At 63.5% G+C, this 17,977-nt stretch carries 18 protein-coding genes; 11 read left to right on the forward strand and 7 right to left on the reverse strand.

Annotation, left to right across the window (positions count from 1 at the left end; all coding sequences use genetic code 11):
- Positions 1 to 37: 37 nt before the first annotated feature.
- Positions 38 to 928: a LysR family transcriptional regulator gene (locus YU3_RS0121325; RefSeq protein WP_027168156.1), complete on the reverse strand. Its 891-nt coding sequence runs from the start codon at positions 926 to 928 to the stop codon at positions 38 to 40.
- A 167-nt stretch (positions 929 to 1,095) separates the two neighbouring features.
- Between YU3_RS0121325 and YU3_RS0121330 the strand changes: the two genes are divergently transcribed.
- Genes YU3_RS0121330 through YU3_RS0121340 form a run of 3 tightly spaced genes read left to right on the forward strand, consistent with a single transcriptional unit; the run spans position 1,096 to position 2,883 of the window.
- Complete coding sequence (locus YU3_RS0121330) at positions 1,096 to 1,998, forward strand: MBL fold metallo-hydrolase (protein WP_027168157.1); 903 nt, start codon at positions 1,096 to 1,098, stop codon at positions 1,996 to 1,998.
- A 1-nt stretch (position 1,999) separates the two neighbouring features.
- Positions 2,000 to 2,377, forward strand: coding sequence for a nuclear transport factor 2 family protein (locus YU3_RS0121335; RefSeq protein WP_027168158.1), 378 nt, complete (start codon positions 2,000 to 2,002; stop codon positions 2,375 to 2,377).
- A gap of 20 nt (positions 2,378 to 2,397) precedes the next feature.
- A complete protein-coding gene (locus tag YU3_RS0121340) occupies positions 2,398 to 2,883 on the forward strand; it encodes a nuclear transport factor 2 family protein (protein WP_027168159.1) in 486 nt (161 codons plus the stop codon).
- Between the two features lie 35 nt (positions 2,884 to 2,918).
- On the opposite strand, the gene YU3_RS0121345 is transcribed toward YU3_RS0121340, so the two are convergent.
- On the reverse strand, positions 2,919 to 3,488 hold the full coding sequence (locus YU3_RS0121345; RefSeq protein ID WP_027168160.1) for a methylated-DNA--[protein]-cysteine S-methyltransferase: 570 nt from the start codon (positions 3,486 to 3,488) through the stop codon (positions 2,919 to 2,921).
- Between the two features lie 165 nt (positions 3,489 to 3,653).
- Between YU3_RS0121345 and YU3_RS0121350 the strand changes: the two genes are divergently transcribed.
- From YU3_RS0121350 to YU3_RS0121385, 8 genes are all read left to right on the forward strand, one after another.
- Entirely contained in the window at positions 3,654 to 4,613 is a 960-nt protein-coding gene (locus YU3_RS0121350) for a lytic transglycosylase domain-containing protein (protein ID WP_027168161.1), read from the forward strand.
- A gap of 40 nt (positions 4,614 to 4,653) precedes the next feature.
- Entirely contained in the window at positions 4,654 to 5,208 is a 555-nt protein-coding gene (locus YU3_RS0121355; RefSeq protein ID WP_036259122.1) for an N-acetyltransferase, read from the forward strand.
- A gap of 368 nt (positions 5,209 to 5,576) precedes the next feature.
- Positions 5,577 to 6,845 carry an ABC transporter substrate-binding protein gene (locus tag YU3_RS0121360; RefSeq protein ID WP_027168163.1) on the forward strand — a complete coding sequence of 423 codons (1,269 nt, stop codon included), beginning with the start codon at positions 5,577 to 5,579 and terminating at the stop codon, positions 6,843 to 6,845.
- A 65-nt stretch (positions 6,846 to 6,910) separates the two neighbouring features.
- Positions 6,911 to 7,783, forward strand: a complete 873-nt coding sequence (locus tag YU3_RS0121365) for a sugar ABC transporter permease (RefSeq protein ID WP_084508199.1) — start codon at positions 6,911 to 6,913, stop codon at positions 7,781 to 7,783.
- Position 7,784: 1 nt separating this feature from the next.
- Positions 7,785 to 8,609: a carbohydrate ABC transporter permease gene (locus tag YU3_RS0121370; RefSeq protein ID WP_027168165.1), complete on the forward strand. Its 825-nt coding sequence runs from the start codon at positions 7,785 to 7,787 to the stop codon at positions 8,607 to 8,609.
- A gap of 109 nt (positions 8,610 to 8,718) precedes the next feature.
- Positions 8,719 to 9,474: a DUF899 family protein gene (locus YU3_RS0121375; RefSeq protein WP_027168166.1), complete on the forward strand. Its 756-nt coding sequence runs from the start codon at positions 8,719 to 8,721 to the stop codon at positions 9,472 to 9,474.
- 111 nt (positions 9,475 to 9,585) lie between these two features.
- Positions 9,586 to 10,149, forward strand: a complete 564-nt coding sequence (locus YU3_RS0121380; RefSeq protein ID WP_027168167.1) for a DUF4142 domain-containing protein — start codon at positions 9,586 to 9,588, stop codon at positions 10,147 to 10,149.
- Between the two features lie 380 nt (positions 10,150 to 10,529).
- Complete coding sequence (locus YU3_RS0121385; RefSeq protein ID WP_027168168.1) at positions 10,530 to 10,922, forward strand: RidA family protein; 393 nt, start codon at positions 10,530 to 10,532, stop codon at positions 10,920 to 10,922.
- A 4-nt stretch (positions 10,923 to 10,926) separates the two neighbouring features.
- On the opposite strand, the gene YU3_RS0121390 is transcribed toward YU3_RS0121385, so the two are convergent.
- The 5 genes from YU3_RS0121390 to YU3_RS0121410 form a co-directional block, all read right to left on the reverse strand.
- Positions 10,927 to 11,823, reverse strand: a complete 897-nt coding sequence (locus YU3_RS0121390; protein ID WP_156913549.1) for a hypothetical protein — start codon at positions 11,821 to 11,823, stop codon at positions 10,927 to 10,929.
- Positions 11,824 to 12,245: 422 nt separating this feature from the next.
- Positions 12,246 to 15,749: a carbamoyl-phosphate synthase large subunit gene (gene carB, locus YU3_RS0121395; RefSeq protein WP_027168170.1), complete on the reverse strand. Its 3,504-nt coding sequence runs from the start codon at positions 15,747 to 15,749 to the stop codon at positions 12,246 to 12,248.
- Positions 15,750 to 15,988: 239 nt separating this feature from the next.
- Positions 15,989 to 16,735 carry an SH3 domain-containing protein gene (locus YU3_RS0121400; protein WP_245273586.1) on the reverse strand — a complete coding sequence of 249 codons (747 nt, stop codon included), beginning with the start codon at positions 16,733 to 16,735 and terminating at the stop codon, positions 15,989 to 15,991.
- Positions 16,736 to 16,797: 62 nt separating this feature from the next.
- A complete protein-coding gene (locus YU3_RS37000; protein ID WP_051334020.1) occupies positions 16,798 to 17,592 on the reverse strand; it encodes a metallophosphoesterase family protein in 795 nt (264 codons plus the stop codon).
- A complete protein-coding gene (locus YU3_RS0121410; protein WP_027168172.1) occupies positions 17,592 to 17,948 on the reverse strand; it encodes a helix-turn-helix transcriptional regulator in 357 nt (118 codons plus the stop codon). The genes YU3_RS37000 and YU3_RS0121410 overlap by 1 nt, the downstream gene beginning before the upstream one ends.
- Positions 17,949 to 17,977: the final 29 nt, after the last annotated feature.

The raw sequence follows: 17,977 nt of genomic DNA on the forward strand, positions 1-17,977 counted from the left end.
CAACTGAACGACTGCGCCTCTCGGGGGGCATGCGCTTTCATTCGCGGATCTGTTCCATGAGCATGGAGACGAACCGCGTCACCTTCTGCGGGCGAAAGCGCGCGGGCGGGTAGACCAGGTGAATGCCGCCGGAGGGCAGCGCCCAGTCAGGGAGCATATGGACCAGGCGGGCCTGCGATAGATAGTCGACGACCAGATAGTCCGGCAGAACCGCCAGTCCGCCGCCGGCGAGCGTCGCTTCCAGCACGGCCGGTGTCGAGTTGATGGAGAACGTCTCACGCATGGTGACGGTTCGCCGCTCGAAACCGCCTCGGGTGAAGCTCCAGGTGAACGGCTTGCGAAGGCCGGAATTGGCAACGAGCGGCAAGGAAGAGATATCTTCCGGTTGGTCCACCGTGACCTTGGCGGCAAAATCGCGCGAAGCCACCAGGATCTGCCGGAAGGTGCCGATGCGGCGCGCCTGCAGGCTGGAGTCCTCCAGCCAGCCGACCCGAATGGACAAGTCCATCTTGCTGCCGATCAAATCAATTATGGCATCGGAAATGAACAGCTCGACGCCGCAGGCCGGAAATTTCTGCCGAAAACGGGCGGCGATCGGGGCCAACACGATCGTCCCATAATCATTGGACGCGGAAACGCGCAGCACACCGGCCACTTCGGTGTTGCCCTCGCCGACCTCGGCGACCGCTTCTTCAACGTCCCGCAGGATCATGACGCAACGTGCATGCAGAAGGCGGCCTGCTTCGGTCGGCTCGAGCCTCCGCGTCGTGCGCACGAGGAGCGTGGTCTGCAATTCGGCTTCAAGGCGGGCGACCTGTTGGCTGACGACGGCTTTCGTGATGCCAAGTCGCTCGGCTGCCCGGGTAAACGAGCCTGCGTCGATGACGGTGGAAAAATAGGCGAGGCGGTTGAGGTTGATCGGTTCCAAGGGAACGCCTCCGGTTGATTGTAAGCTTACAGCATACAGATTGTATCATTATAGACAATTTATCAACTAATCCGACGGGGCTACCTTCCGCGCTGTTCTCTCAATCAGCGGCGGACCCGCGGATTGCCACCGCGACCTGATCCCATTCCATTCAAAGGAGCTATTCCATGTTCACTAGGAGACAGATCATGAAGACCTCATTGGCCCTCGGCGCAACCGCCGTATTCGCCTCCGCGGAGCGTGGCCAAGCCGCCGGCAGCAAGCTTGACTGGAAACATTTCCCGGCGGGTCCGAACGGCTTCTTCCGCGCGCCGGTGCTGCTTTCCGGGCCGAGCGAGGCCCTGTTGATCGATGGCGGCTTCACCTATCCGGACGGCAAGGCGCTCGCCGACGCCATCAAGGCCACCGGCAAGAAGCTGACCACCATCTATGTCAGCCAGTCCGATCCCGATTATTACTTCAGCCTGAAGCCGGTGCGGGAAGCCTTCCCGGACGCAAAAGTGATTGCTGCCTCCGCCACGCTCGAAGCCATCAAAGGCAGTGTGGAGAAAAAGCTCGCGGTCTGGGGTCCGCAATTGAAGGAAAACGGCCCCCAGGCACTGTCCGACATCGTTCTGCCCGAAGCATTCGACGGCCCAACGCTTAGTGTCGACGGCGAGACGATCGAGATCGTCAATGCCGAAGATGGACTCGCCAACCGCCGGTACCTGTTCGTGCCGTCGCTCAATGCCGTGTTCGGCGGTGTGATGATCTTCGCCGGTGTTCATGTCTGGACCGCCGACACGCAGACCAGGGAAAGCCGCGCCGCCTGGGTCAAGACGCTGGAGGCGATTGCCGCCCGCAAGCCCGCCGTGGTGGTGCCTGGCCATATGGACCCCGACGCCGCGACCGCTCCCTCGGCCGTGGAATTCACCAAGTCCTATCTTCTCACCTTCGAGGAAGAACTGAGCAAGGCGGCCGACAGCGCCGCGCTAAAGGCCGCAATGGAGGCCCGCTTCCCAGGCCTCGGTTTGGGCGTCGCCCTCGATATCGGATCCAAGGTCGCCAAGGGCGAGATGAAATGGGGCTGACATGGCGACGAACCTCGACCTGATCCGCAGGACCTACGAGGGAACCTCCGAGGAGAACGGCCGCAATCTTCTTGCCGTTCTTTCCCCTGACATCGAATGGACCGAGGCAGAAGGATTCCCCTATGTCGGCGTCGAGGCCCTGATGCAAGGGGTCTTCAAGCGACTTGGCTCGGAATGGACCGGATACCGCGCGGACGTGCACAGCTTCATTGCCGATGGTGATCGGGTGGCGGCCTTCGGCGTATATTCCGGCATATACAAGGCGACGGGAAAATCCATGACGGCCCCCTTCGCCCATCTTTACGAACTGCGCGACGGCAAGATCATCCGCATGCGGCAATATGTCGATACGGTCCTGGTCTCGCGCGCCCTGACCTGACATGCACCGAGGGGACATCCATGTTGAAACTTAAATCCTTTGCGGCCGCTGCTTTCGCCGTCGCGGCATTTACCGCCGTCGCACATGCGGGAAACGCCAAGCCGGTCAAGGCGGTGCAGCAACAGGAACTAGCCCAAAAGAACAAGGCGCTCGTCCTGAAGGCCTATCAGGCGCTGTTCGGCGACCATGACCTCACCGCGCTGGACCGTTATTGGGCCGAGGCTTACATTCAGCATAACCCGACGATGACGGATGGCCGAGACTCGGTCAAAAAGCTTCTCGAAAGCATGGGTGTTGCCAATTGGCCAAAACAAAGGGTCGACTTCAAGCGGGTGATCGCCGAAGGCGACCTTGTCATGACGGAGGTCGTCCAACCGAAGATGGGCGACATGCCGGAGACCGTCATCGTGGATATTTTCCGCGTCGAGGGCGGCAAGATCGCCGAGCATTGGGACGTGATGCAACCGGTGCCGGCCAATCCGGCGAACAAGCGACCAATGTACTGATCCAGGCCTCCAGGCGCGCTGCCTTGACCGTCGGTTCAGAACCCGAACGAGGCCTGCGCGGCCGGCGCCGGGCCGACGCGAACGCCTTCCATGGCCAGCATCTTTTCTTTGGTGGCCGAGCCGCCCGGCGCCGAGAAGCCGCCGATCTTGCCGCCGGCCGCCAGGATGCGGTGGCACGGAATGACGAGCGGCACCGGGTTGGCGCCAAGTGCCGCGCCCGTCTCGCGCGGCAGGCCGGCATGGCCGGCGCGTTTGGCCAACTCACCATAGGTGGTGGTCTCGCCGAAGCCGAGCTTGCGCGCCGCGTCATAGATGGCCAGGCGGAAATCGTCGACACCGTCGAGATCGACCGGCACGCCGGAGAAGTCGACATCCTCGCCGGCCGCATAGGCCTTGATCGAGGCAATCAGGTCGACCACCCAGGACGGCTGGTCGGTGGACGCTGAGACACCCGGGTGACGAAGCAGCCGGCGCTCGACCGCTTCGCGGCTGCGCTCGGGCAGGCAAAGCCGGATCAGGCCCTTCTCGCTCCAGGCGATGCCCATGAAGCCGATCACTGTTTCTAACACTGCGTGGCCGGCCGTGATCTGAGATGTGGGTTTCATGACGTATTCCTTCCGCAAACCAGCGAAAAACGAGTACATATCCAGAACAATATGGCATTTCAGCCCTGTTGTCGCCACCCGAAAACCGCCGGGTGGCCCCGATTGCCGGGTGTGAATCGCTGGTGTAAGGACTTCTTAACAACCGACAAACCGGACCCGCACGGCTTGCCAGCTAAAATCATCATCACCGCGATTGGCGTGCTCATTGCAGCAGCCGGTCTCAGCGGTTGCACCTCGACCTCGCAGATGAAGGCCGCGCCCGCGCTTGCGGCGGCTTCGACGCCTGTTGTCGCGGACGATGCGCCGACGCTTACGCTGCCGGAAACGGTGGCCGTCGTGCCCGAGCCGTCGGGTCTGGCGCAGGTGCAGACCGCCGCGCTGACCGGCGATGCCGTTGCCATGGCGACCACGCCTGGTGGCGCGCTGCCGCCACCTGTCCAGCCTGGCGCAACCATTTCGGGCGTGACGCTGGCGCAACCCGCGGCGTTCGCCGGTTCGACGCCGGTCCTCGGCCAGTTCCCGCCGCCGCCGGTGCTGATGGCCGGTGGTTCGCCGACCGGCCCAGGGTCTATCAAACAGGCGGCGGTCTATACGACTGCCGGCGTCGCCATGCCGCTCACCGGCCGGTCGGCGAAAATTGCCCCGATGCCCGGTGTCCAGCAGGCCGCCTATGTCGTGCCGGGAAATCCGGCGTTGCTTGCAGCACCCGGCCAGCCCGAGCAGCACGCCAGTGGCCCGCGCAGCGAGATCGAGCGGCTGATCGAGAAATATTCGGTGATCTATGAAGTGCCGGTCGAGCTGGTGCGCCATGTCGTCAACCGCGAGAGCACCTTCAACCCGAAAGCCTACAATCATGGCCATTGGGGGCTGATGCAGATCAAGCACGCTACGGCGCGCGGCATGGGCTATGACGGGCCGGCGACCGGCCTGTTCGATGCCGAGACCAATCTCAAATTTGCGGTGAAGTATCTGCGCGGCGCCTGGCTGGTTTCGGGCGGCAACGCCAAGCGTGCCGACACGCTCTACCAGACCGGCTACTACTACGACGCCAAGCGCAAGGGCCTGCTCGAGGCGACGGGCCTCGGCGTCGACCGCAGGCGGCATCGCCTGCCGCCAGACGCCTGAGCGGACTGTCCAGTCCCGCGCGGCGTTTCGAGACAGCGCGATGCATGAAAACAAGACGCCCCGACCGCCGGCTCCCAACGACATCCGCCTGCGCAAGGTCCTCGACGACACGCTGACCGCGCCGCATTGGCCGGAAGGCTTCCTCCTGCGCACGTTCGAGCACGGGGATGCACTAGAGACGGAGCATGATGTCGCCCGAATACCGCTTCACACTTTTCGGCATCATGCTCTAGCCCTTCACGCGCTGCTGGAAGAGGTGTTCGACGACGGCACCGACGGGCCGTTCGACGAATGGTGGCCGCGCATTGCCGGCGATGCCGAGTTCGATCCCGCTCTCTGCTTCCTGGCGATCGACGGCAAGGGCCTGCTGGCGGGCGCGGCGCTCTGCCGGACGTCCGGTTTCGTCAAGGACCTCGCCGTCCATCCGGAGGCCAGAAGGCAGGGCCTTGGTGAGGCGCTGATGCGGCACGTGTTCCTAGTCTTCCGCGAGCGCGGGGCGGACCATGTCGATCTCAAGACCAATACGGTGAGCAATACCGCGGCCTTCAGGCTCTACGAGCGGCTCGGCATGATCAAGGTCGGCTGGGAAGGTTAATGGCGTCCCGGCACTGTGAACTCCTTCACATTGGCTGACGTTAGGGCATGCTAATTCGTCGTCGTGCCGGGCGGCCGATCGGCGGATCGACGCGGGCAAGGCGTCGGAGGAGGCTGTGCCGGCATGCGTCAGCCACTCCCAGGCGGGCTCCGGGGCGGGGGTTTCGGAGCCCGTCCGCTTTTGCGCGACGCGAGGCGGAAGGACGGCCAGCGACGCGGCCGAGCCGACCGAGGTCAGCTTCATCGACCCGCCCGTCTGGCCAGCGCGAAACAAGCGCGGGAACCCTAAGCGCCGCCACGCATTCATCGCAGGGGCCTTGATGAGCCGCGACGCACGCGTCGCCGGTCGCGCAGGAGGTCCGCAATCCCGTGAAACTTGCTTCCGCATTCCTGGCGCTTGCCGTCGGCGTTCTTCTGGCCGCCGGTCCGTCGGGCGCGGTGGAACTGTCGATCGTATCGGGCGATACCGGCAACGGCATCAAGGTGCTGCGCGAGATACTCGACCGTTACGAGAAAAAGAGCGGTAACAAGGTCGACATCGTCGTCATCCCGCCTTCGACCACCGATCAGTTCGGGCAATTCCGGCTTTGGCTCGCGGCCGGGAGCAGCGACATCGACGTCTACCAGACCGACGTCATCTGGGCGCCTCAGCTTGCCAGCCAACTCGTCGACCTGACCGCGGCGACCAGGGATGTCGTGGGCGAGCATTTCCCGTCGATCATCAAGTCGCAGACGGTCAATGGCAGGCTGGTCGCGCTGCCGATCTTTACCGACGCGCCGGCGCTTTACTACCGCAAGGACCTGCTCGACAAATATGGCGCCAAGGTGCCGACAACCTGGAAGGAGCTCGCCGATACCGCGAAGCTTGTGATGAACAAGGAGCGGGCCGCGGGCAACAAGGATATCTGGGGCTTCGTCTTCCAGGGCAACGCGTATGAGGGGCTGACCTGCAACGCGCTCGAATGGGTGATGTCGAATGGCGGCGGCGGGATCATCGAGCCGGACGGCGGCATCTCCATCGACAACCCACATGCGGCCGCGGCGCTCGACATGGTCAAGGGCTGGATCGGCACGATCGCGCCGCCGGGCGTGCTCGCTTACCAGGAGGAGGAAGCACGCGGCGTCTGGCAGACCGGCAATGCGGTCTTCATGCGCAACTGGCCTTATGCCTATGCGCTCGGCAACAGCGAGAACTCGCCGATCAAGGGCAAGTTCGACGTGGCGCCGCTGCCGGCAGGCAGCGGTGAAGGCGACCGGCCGGTCGCGACGCTCGGCGGCTGGAACCTCGCCGTCTCCAAATATTCGAAACACCCGGAGGCGGCGATCGACCTGGTCAAGTTCATCGCTTCGCGCGAGATGCAGAAATACCGGACGCTGAAGACGTCCAACCTGCCGACCATCGCAGCGCTCTATGACGACCCCGACATCGCCAGGCAGCAGCCGATCGTGCCGCGCTGGAAGCAGATCTTTCTCAACGCGCAGCCGCGCCCGTCGGCAACCGCCAGGATCAAATACAACGAGGCGTCGAGCCAGTTCTGGACGGCCGTGCACAACACGATCTCCGGCCAAGGCTCTGCCGCCGATAATCTGGCCGATCTCGAAGCGAGGCTGACCAAGCTGAAAGGCAAGGGCTGGTGACCGCGGCAAGGCAATCGCCGCTGGCGCGCCGGCGCGTGCGCACGGCATGGCTATTTCTGGCGCCGATGCTTTTCGTGCTTGCCGTCGTCGCCGTCTGGCCGTTCCTGCGCACGGTCTATTACAGCTTCACCGACGCTTCGCTGGCCGATCTCGACGCCCGGCAATGGGTGGGCTTCGACAATTACTTCTCGGTGCTCAGCATGCCGAGCGGCCGGGTGCTCTATGACGGGCTGCTCGTCGATCCGGTCTGGTGGCGCGCGGTGTGGAACACGGTGCGCTTCGCCGTGGTTTCGGTGGCGTGCGAGACGGTGCTGGGCATGGTCGTGGCGCTTGCGCTCAACGCCGAATTCCGGGGCCGCGGCATCGTGCGGGCCGCGATCCTCATTCCCTGGGCGATCCCGACCATCGTCTCGGCCAAGATGTGGCAATGGATGCTCAACGACCAGTTCGGCATCATCAATGCCGCGCTTCTCGGCCTCGGCCTGATCCATGCCAAGATCGCCTGGACCGCCAGCGCCGACACGGCGATGATCGCCGTGCTGATCGTCGACATCTGGAAGACGACGCCGTTCATGGCGCTGCTGATCCTGGCGGCACTTCAGATGCTGCCGCGCGAGATCGTCGAGGTGGCCAAGCTCGACGGCGCCAGCCCCTGGCAGGTGTTCTGGTGGGTGACCCTGCCGCTCATCCGGCCGGCGGTGATGGTGGCGGTGATCTTTCGCGCGCTCGACGCGCTGCGCATCTTCGACCTGATCTATGTGCTGACGCCCAACAACGTGCAAACGAAATCGATGTCCGTCTTCGCGCGCGAGAACCTGTTCGAGTTCGACAAGTTCGCCTATGGCTCGGCCGCCTCGACGCTGCTTTTCCTCATCATCGGCCTGCTCACCATCGCCTATATCCGGATCGGCCGGCTGAGCCTGGAGGGAGGCCGCTGACATGAGAATGCTGAAGCGCGCCGCCTTCTATCTCCTGCTGCTGGCGATCGTCTTCGTCGCGGTCTTTCCGTTCTACTACGCCATCGTCACCAGCGTGAAATCGGGAACCGAGCTGTTCCAGGCAGGCCTGTGGCCGCGATCGTTCAGCCTCGCCAATTACCGCAACGTGCTGACCGAAGGCCCCTTCCTGCGCAATCTCGCCAATTCGCTCATCGTCTCCGGCGCGGTCGTCATGATCTCGCTGCTGCTCGGCGTCACGTCGGCCTACGCGCTGGCGCGCATCCGTTTCCGCGGACGCTCAGTGCTGATGCTTGCCATCCTGTCGGTGTCGATGTTTCCGCAGGTCGCCGCGCTTGCCGGGCTGTTCGAGATCATCCGGGCGCTGCGGCTCTATAATTCGCTGCTGGCGCTCATCTTGTCCTACATGATCTTCACCTTGCCGTTCACGGTCTGGGTGCTCACCACTTTCGTGCGCGACCTGCCGGTCGAGATCGAGGAGGCGGCGATCCTCGACGGCGCCGGGCCATGGACCATTCTCACGCGCATCTTCCTGCCGCTGATGTGGCCGGCGCTCGCCACCACCGGGCTGCTCGCCTTCATCAGCGCCTGGAACGAGTTCCTGTTCGCGCTCACCTTCACCTCCACGAACACGCAGCGCACCGTGCCCGTGGCGATCGCGCTGCTGTCGGGCAACTCGCAGTTCGAGATCCCCTGGGGCAACATCATGGCCGCCTCGGTGATCGTCACCGTGCCGCTGGTGGTGCTGGTGCTGATCTTCCAGCGCCGTATCGTCTCCGGCCTCACCGCCGGCGGGGTGAAGGGCTGAGGCGGGTCCGGAAGAAAGCTTGCGCTTCAAATGTCGGAAGACGCCAGGGCGGCACGTCCTTTGGTCGTAGACCAACCCGCGCCGGGACGCCGGCGCGAAGGAGAAGATCATGATCACCTTTCCCAATGAATCCGCAAAATACCGCACCGCTCGCGAAAAGCTGCTGCACAAGGAAATCGAGCTGCGCCGCGCCATGGAGGCGGTGGCTGAAGCGAGGCGCTCCTTGCCGCCGGGCGGGCTGGTGCCGCAGGACTATGTGTTCGAGGCCCTGGACGCAGAAGGCAGGCCGTCGAAGGTGAGACTGCCGGAGCTGTTCGCGCCGAACAAGGATTCGCTGGTCCTCTACCAGATGATGTTCCCGCGCCATCCGCAGGAGACGCGCGAGGTGGCGACCGGCGGCGAGACGGCGAAGCTTGCCCGGCAGGACCAGCCATGCCCGTCCTGCACCGCGCTGCTCGACCAGTTCGACGGCGCGATCGGCCATCTGCAGGCGGCGGGCTTCAACTTCGCCGTGGTGGCCAAGACCGCGCTCGACAATCTGACGGCGCTCGGCCGCGATCGCGGCTGGAAAAACATGCGGCTCGTCTCGTCGGCCGGCAACAGTTTCAAGCGCGACTACAATTCCGAAACCGCCGAGGGCGCGCAGATACCGCTGCTTTCGGTGTTCCATCGCGATGATGACGGCATCCGCCATTTCTGGTCGTCGGAGCTGGGTTTCGCGCCGACCGAACCCGGACAGGACCCGCGCGCCATCGGCACCTGCGAGATCCTCTGGAACCTGATGGATTTCACGCCGGAAGGCCGTCCAAACTGGCACGAGCAGCTGCAATATGCCGGCCAAGCCGCCGGCGCGCATTGCCACTGACGGCGGTCCGTACGCTCAGTCTGCGCGTCTGTTCGGGCAACTTCTCAGGCAACCCGGGGGCCGGTGCCGCGTTGGGATGGCAGAGGGGCTGTTTCCAGATCGGAGATTGAGATGAAAACGCTGCTGCCCCTGGTCGCCGTCGTGCTCGTTGCCGGCGCGCCGGCTGCCATCGCCCAATCGGACGACACCAACACGGACGCGGTGGGACCGATGGTGACCGACAATAAGGTCGACACCCAGACCTTCGTCGCGACGGTGCCCAACGCCAACGCGTTCGAGATCCAGTCGAGCAAGCTGGCCGAGCAGAAGTCGGCATCCGCCGACGTCAAGGCTTTCGCCGCCCAGATGATCAAGGATCACACCAAGGCCGGCGAGGATTTCAAGGCCGCACTCAGCCAGGGCCAGACCACAGCGTCGATCAAGCCCGCCGGTCCGGCGCTGCAGCCCAGGGAGCAGCAGATGCTCGACGACTTGAAGGGCGCGAGCGGCAAGGAGTTCGACGCCAAATACATCAAGATGCAGACCGACGCGCACAAGGATGCGGTTGCGCTGTTCAGCACCTATGCCAATTCGGGCGACGACCCGACGATGAAGGAATTCGCCAAGAAGACGCTGCCGGTGCTGAAGATGCACGAGAAGCACGCAAAGGAACTGGCGGTCGCGCATCAGGGGTGAGGGGGCATTCCAGCCGTTCGCTATAGAGTCGACTTCCATTGCTCGGCGGTCTTACGATCATGCCGTAGGCTTGACTTGCCGGGCGCTGGCGCTGCCCCTCATTGCCCTGCCGGGCATTTCTCCCCGTAAACGGGGAGAAAGAGGCCTGCGCCGGCGCTTTCGCCAGTCCTCCGCGTAGCAGAATGAGAGCCGTCACCACGGCCAGCCCCTTCTCCCCGTTCAACGGGGAGAAGATGCCGGCAGGCAGATGAGGGGCGGCGCCAACCCTCGATTGGAAATGCGCAACGATTGCGAAGTCCTCATAGGGGAGAAGGTAAAGGCGCCGCTGGCGTTCCTCCCGCGCCGCGATAAGCTCCCTGCCAACCAAAGGGAGGATCGCCATGGACAAGGAAGTCATCGAAGTGCCCGTGATGTCGGCCAAGGTGCGGACGCTCGGGCTACCGTGCTCGACGGCGGTGCGGGCCAACGGCTTCGTGTTCATCTCGGCGACGCCGCCGGTGGACATGGTGACCGGCGAGATGGTGCGCGGCGACATCGAAACCCAGACCGAGGCTTCGCTGAAGGCGCTGAAACATTGCCTGGAAGCGGCCGGCACCTCGCTGGACAAGGTGGTGATGGTGCGCATCTACGCCGTCAATTCCGGCTTCTACAACGTGATCAACAGGGTTTATGCGAGGTACTTCAGCGTCAACCCGCCGGCACGGAGTTTCGTGCCGGTGGCGTCGTGGCCGATGGAGTTCGATATCGAGATCGAGTGCGTGGCGGTGGCGTGAGGGACTACAGCGGCTTCTTTTCGTGAGCGTCTGGAAGCGATTGGATTTCAGACAGTGTCCATAAACTAGCGGTTATGTCATCAAATTGGACGTGCGGGTATTTGGCATTCAATCTCTCAAGGAGTTCAACATATACTTTATTGTGATCATGATTTTCGGTTAAAATGTATATCAAGGCCGTTGAACCTGCTTTCATTGCGCTGAAATCATAATCAAATCGGTCGCGTAAAAGCCGCATGTGCTCGTCTGCGAGTCGATCTACATTATCTTTAGCGAACTTCGCCCCTCGTACGAGATTTCGGAATGCGAAACAGAAAGTTTCCCAATAAACTCGGAAATTTGAATCTCCCAATTGTATGACAGCCTTACGTGTAATTTCATTTAGATGCGCGTCGGCGTCGAAATTGGAGAACGCGTCCATCGGCGCGTTGACCATGGCATAGTGGGTCAGCTGGCGGGCCAAGTCGGCTCGATCCTGGAGGAACGTCTCTTCGAAGAATTGGCGCCTCTTGCGTGAGGTATTCGCTATTTCCTCGCGAAGCCTAGAAATTTCCCTTTGGTCATCCCTCCAAATAAAATACGGCGCGGTAATCAACCGAAGCGCAATACCACCGCCGACCACCGTTAGAATCGTCCATGCGAGATAACCTTGATACGCGGCATCCATTGCCTCGCCACGCGCAAAGAATATCGCAGGAGCGAGAACGCCACCAACAATTGAAACTTTGTCAGTTAAGAGTACGGAACCCGCAAAGGCGCGGTGAAAACACTTCCCCAAATAGCCCATTTGGGAATAATGCCCGGATTCTATATCCTTGTCACCGACCGTGCCAACACGTTCAATGCCGCCGCTGGGGTCGCTACGGCGCCAAGATTGACGTGCACTACTGCCGCAGCTCACTTCGCGCTAGGTTCAAATCAGAGCCGATGGATGGGGCAAATTATGGACATTACAAGTGATCAACGCGAAGCATGGTCAAAGCGGCCCGAGAATCACGAATGGGAAGGGATTATTGGTCCTCACTACAAACGACCTGACGGCGTTGCGAACATAGAGGCGCTTCATGAGATTGCACGTCTCAACGGACTGATGGACACACGCTCCCAATACGGCCACTTGAATGTAGGGCAAGTCGCAATGAATATTCGAAACCGGCTTCGCATCCTTTGGAAGCAAGGTAGGTTGAAACTACCAAGTAGCTAAGGCATACTTGTCAGTGATAGCAGTAGAATATCTATCATCCGCAGATGAGTGGCGCCGCCCCTCATCTGCCTGCCGGCATCTTCTCCCCGTGTAGTGACGAGGAGAAGAGAGCAATAACCTCACCCAAAATACTCCTGCAACGGCCTTACCTCCAGGTTCCCCGCCCGCAACGCCGCAATCGCCTCCGCCACCGCCGCCGCGCCTGACAGCGTCGTGTAATACGGCACCTTCTGCATCAGCGTTGCCCTGCGCAGCGACTTCGAGTCCGACACCGCTTTCTGCCCATCGGTCGTGTTGAACACGATCTGGACCTGGCGGTTGCGGATGGCGTCTTCGATGTGGGGGCGTCCCTCGAGCACCTTGTTGATCTTTTCGGCCACCACGCCGTTCTCGGCGAGGAAGCGGGCGGTGCCGGAGGTGGCGAGCACCTTGAAGCCCTGGCCGGCGAGGCGCTTGACCGCCGGCAGGATGCCCTTCTTGTCCTCGTCGCGCACCGAGACGAACAGCGTGCCGGAGCGGGGGAGATCAACGCCCGCGCCGAGCTGGCTCTTGGCGAAGGCCAAGGCAAAGTCGCGGTCGAGGCCCATGACCTCGCCGGTCGAGCGCATTTCTGGGCCGAGCAGGATGTCGACGCCGGGGAAGCGGGCGAAGGGGAAGACGGCTTCCTTGACCGCGATGTGGCCGGGATTGCGCGGGTCGGGCATCGGGCCGTAATGGGCGAAGGCGTCCTCCAGCGTCTCGCCGGCCATGATGCGGGCTGCGATTTTTGCGATGGGACGTCCGATGGTCTTGGCGACGAAGGGCACCGTGCGCGAGGCTCGGGGGTTCACCTCCAGCACATAGACCGTGCCGTCCTTGATCGCATACTGCACGTTCATCAACCCGCCGACATTGAGCGCGCGGGCCAAGGCCGCGGTCTGCCGCTCCAGCTCGTCGACAAGGTCCGGGTGCAGCGAGTGCACCGGCAGCGAGCAGGCGCTGTCCCCCGAATGAATGCCGGCCTCCTCGATATGCTCCAGGATACCGGAGACGAAGGTCGCCTTGCCGTCGCAAAGGCAGTCGACATCGACCTCGATGGCGCCCGACAGATAGGTGTCGAACAAAAGCGGGTTCTTGCCGAGCAGCGTGTTGATCTGGCCGGTCTTGTCGTTGGGGTATTTCTGCTTGATGTCCTCCGACACAAGGCCGGGCACGGTGTCGAGCAGGTAGCTCTGCAGCATGCCCTCGTCATGGATGATCTGCATGGCGCGGCCGCCGAGCACATAGGACGGGCGCACCACCAGCGGGAAGCCGAGCTCGCCGGCGACGAGGCGCGCCTGCTCGACCGAATAGGCGATGCCGTTCTTCGGCTGGCTGAGGTTGAGCTTGTGCAAGAGCTTCTGGAAGCGGTCGCGGTCTTCCGCCAGGTCGATCATGTCGGGCGAGGTGCCGAGGATCGGGATGCCGGCCTTCTCCAGCGCGTCGGCCAGCTTCAGCGGCGTCTGGCCGCCGAACTGGACGATGACGCCGACGAGCTCGCCCGCGGCCTGCTCGGCGCGCAGGATCTCCAGCACGTCCTCCGCCGTCAGCGGATCGAAATAGAGCCGGTCGGAGGTGTCGTAGTCGGTCGAGACCGTCTCCGGGTTGCAGTTGATCATGATCGCTTCATAGCCGGCGTCGCGCAGGGCGAAGGCGGCATGGCAGCAGCAATAGTCGAACTCAATGCCCTGGCCGATGCGGTTCGGGCCGCCGCCGAGGATGACGACTTTTTTCCGCGACGACACCCGCGCCTCGTTGGCGAGCTCGCCGACGAAGGGCACCTCATAGGTCGAGTACATATAGGCGGTAGGCGAGGCGAACTCGGCGGCGCAGGTATCGATGCGCTTGTAAACCGGATGAACGTCGAGCTTTTCACGAACCTTCTGAATCACTTCGGCGTCGGTCTTCGTCAGCGACGCGAGGCGGGCGTCGGAGAAACCCATCGCCTTCAGCATGCGCAGGTTCTCGGCATCCTGCGGCAGGCCGTGCTCGCGGATGCGCGCTTCCATGGCGATGATGCCGGCGATTTGCTCGAGGAACCACGGGTCGATCTTGCACATGGCATGCACGTCTTCGAGCGACGTGCCCATGCGGATCGCCTGCGCCACCATGCGCAGCCGGTCCGGCGTCGGCGTGCCGAGCGCGGCGCGGATGGCGTTGCGATCGTCGGCGTGGTTGGCGGGCGCGGTGCCGTGACCGAGGCCGGGGATTTCTATCTCGTCCAAACCCGTCAGGCCGGTTTCAAGTCCACGCAAAGCCTTCTGCAGCGATTCCTGGAAGGTGCGGCCGATGGCCATGACTTCGCCGACCGACTTCATGGCGGTGGTCAGCACCGGCTCGGCGCCCGGAAATTTTTCAAACGCAAAGCGCGGGATCTTGGTCACGACGTAGTCGATGGTCGGCTCGAACGAGGCCGGCGTCGCGCCGCCGGTGATGTCGTTCTCCAGTTCGTCCAGCGTGTAGCCGACGGCAAGCTTGGCCGCGACCTTGGCGATCGGGAAGCCGGTGGCCTTCGAGGCTAAAGCGGAGCTGCGCGAGACGCGCGGGTTCATCTCGATGACGACCAGGCGGCCGTCGGCCGGGTTGACGGCGAACTGCACGTTGGAGCCGCCGGTCTCGACGCCGATCTCGCGCAGCACCGCGAGCGAGGCGTTGCGCATCATCTGGTATTCTTTGTCGGTCAGCGTCAGCGCCGGCGCGACGGTGATCGAGTCGCCGGTGTGCACACCCATCGGGTCGAGGTTCTCGATCGAGCAGATGATGATGCAGTTGTCCGCCTTGTCGCGGACGACCTCCATCTCATACTCCTTCCAGCCGAGCACGCTTTCCTCGATCAGCACCTCGGTGGTCGGCGAGGCGTCGAGGCCGGACTGGACGATGTCGTAGAATTCGGCGCGGTTGTAGGCGATGCCGCCGCCGGTGCCGCCCATGGTGAAGGAGGGGCGGATGATGGCCGGCAGGCCGACATGGTCGAGCGCCTGGGCGGCGATCGCCATGCCATGGCTGATATAGCGCTGCTTGCGGTCGCCTTCGCCGAGGTTCCAGCGCGTCTCCAGCGCATCGAGCGCGGCGTCGAGGTTTTCCGGGTTCTCCGCCTTCAGCGCGGCGCGCTCGGCCTCGTGGATCTTGCGGTCGGCGTCCTTGACCTCGGTGGCATTGGCCAGCATAGAGCGCGGCGTCTCCAGGCCGATCTTGCTCATCGCCTGGCGAAACAGCGCGCGGTCCTCGGCCTTGTCGATGGCATGCGCGTCGGCGCCGATCATCTCGACATTGTAGCGCTCCAGCACGCCCATACGGCGCAGCGACAGCGCGGTGTTGAGCGCGGTCTGGCCGCCCATGGTCGGCAGCAGCGCGTCCGGCCGCTCCTTGGCGATGATCTTGGCCACCACTTCGGGCGTGATCGGCTCGATATAGGTGGCGTCGGCCAGCTCCGGGTCGGTCATGATGGTGGCCGGGTTGGAATTGACCAGAATGACGCGGAAGCCCTCTTCCTTCAGCGCCTTGCAGGCCTGGGTGCCGGAATAGTCGAACTCGCAGGCCTGGCCGATGACGATGGGGCCGGCCCCGATGATCAGGATCGACTTGATGTCGGTGCGTCTTGGCATGTTCGATAATTCCGTTCGGCGAGCGGCTTGCACGAAAAACCGGGCGGGGAGGACCCGGCCGGTTGTGCTTGCGATTCTGGTATCAGGCTAGGAGGGCCTTATAGGGAAGAGTTTTGGCGGATGTAACCCTGAAAATGAAGGCAGTAGGGGAGTAGGGCAGTAAGGCAGTATGTGAGGCTGGGGAGCTTCCCCTACTGCCCTACTGCCCTACTGCCCTACTGCCTTATTCCCTTACTTGCTTATTCCCCTAATCCCAACGCCAGCTGGTCCGTGATCTCGAAACGTTCGGAGACGCCGATGCGGATCATGTTGAGGCTGCCTTCGCGGGTGAAGTGGAATTCGTCCGCTGAGTCCGAACCGCTCGGCTTGCCGTCTTGGAAGGTGATGAGACGGCTGCCGCCATCGGGCCAGGTCACGGTCACGGCGCTGTCGCCGCCCGTGTGCGTGACACTGGCCTCGCAGCGGGTCATGGGCTGGCCGACATGGCGCGCGCAAGGAATGCCGCCGGCGGCATCGGGGGCAAGGGCGTCGGGGTCGGCGCTTACCGAGGCCGCGAATGCGAGGGCGTAGGCATCCTGCATGGCGGTCCTGCCGATCTCGGCCGCCGATGGCGGCTCGGCCGGCTCGCCTGCGCCCAGGCGCGCGGCGATGTCCGGCGGCGTCTCTTCGGAGGGCTGAGGCGCGTCAGCTTCCCGGCCTGCGTCGGTGGCCGGCGCGGCTGCTTCTTCAGGCGCCGGCGCCGGGTTGCTGGGACTGAGATAGCGGGCGGGCGCCCATCCGGAGATGTGCGCGTCCTGCGTATCCTCGATCTTGCACCAGGGATTGTTGTTGACGGCCTTGCAGCCGAAATTCTTCAGGGCCACGCCGTTCGGCAGCCGCGCCACGACCTTTCCAGCCGATGAAGCCGTCGCGCGGATGTTGAGAAGATCATCCGGCGCGAGGCCGCCGATGATCGAGATGATCGGTCCCGGCGCGTCCTGCGCCACCGCCGGCAACGCGGCCAACAGCAAAGGAGCGGCGATCAGCAGCGTCGATCGGAGCCTAACTTTCATCCTTCGGCCATGGCGCTCAATCGGGATACGAGCTTCGCTCGATCCTGCATAAAACCGGTCCGCAGCGCGTGGGCCCATTCCGGCCTTCCCGCCTGTTCGGCCTGCCTTGCGGCGGCTTCATGGTCGTAATCCACGGCGATGCTCTCGAAGCGGTCGCCGTCCGTGCCAAGATCAACGATGCCGTAGCGGGCGTGCGGCGAGCCTTGTTCGGAGACATGCGCCGGTGGCGTGTCATCCTCATAAGCGGGGCAGCCGACGCTGCCGGGATTGAAAATGACCGGACCATCGGGGATATGGATCAGCTCGCTGCGGTGGCTGTGGCCGCACAATGCCAGGCGGCAGGCCGGATCGAGTGGCTTCAGCCGCCGCCTGATCGCGGCAAGCGGCGCACGCACCAACTGGCCATCGACAATGGCATCGGCAAGATATTTCTCGTCATGGTCCGGCCGGGCGTGGAAGGCGACGACGCCGGGCGCGATCTCCAATGTCAGCGGCAAGCCGAGCAGTGCCTGGCGCTGCGCCGATGTCAGCCGTTCCTGCGCGTAGCGATCGGACGGCCACATGGCCTCATTGGCCGTGTCCTGCGCCACGCGGCGGTCGTGGTTGCCGCGCACCGTCGGCAGGCCGAGCGCCTGCAGCCGTTCCATCGTCTCGCGCGGCCACAGCGGGCCTGAGACACAGTCGCCAAGATTGACCATGAGATCGGCGCCGCCGCGGCGCCCGAGGTCGTCGAGCACGGCCTCCAAGGCCAGCAAATTTCCGTGGATGTCGGCCAGGACGGCAATGCGCATCAGGCGTCGATTTCGGTCTCGGCGGTGCCGACCATGGGCAACGCCTTGTCCTCGCCGGCCGCGGCAATCACGCTGTCGAGCAGGCCGGGAAAACGCTTGTCGAGGTCGTCGCGGCGCAGCGTGATCAGCCGGCTAGTGCCGGCCGCTTCGCTGCGGGTGACGCCAGCCTCGCGCAGTTTGGCGAGGTGGTAGCTGAGATTGGTCTTGGAGGCGAGGTCGAGGAACTTGCTGCAGTTCAGCGGCACGCCTTCCTTGCTCGCCAGATAGCGCACGATGGCAAGCCGGGTCGGATCGCCGAGCACGGCAAGCACGATCGGCAGGCTGATCTGGTCGGTGGTGGGATGGGGCAAGCTCATGGCCCAGAATTAAGCACAAACGGCACGAA

The sequence above is a fragment of the Mesorhizobium sp. WSM3224 genome (genome assembly GCF_000427725.1).
Lineage (GTDB): Bacteria > Pseudomonadota > Alphaproteobacteria > Rhizobiales > Rhizobiaceae > Mesorhizobium.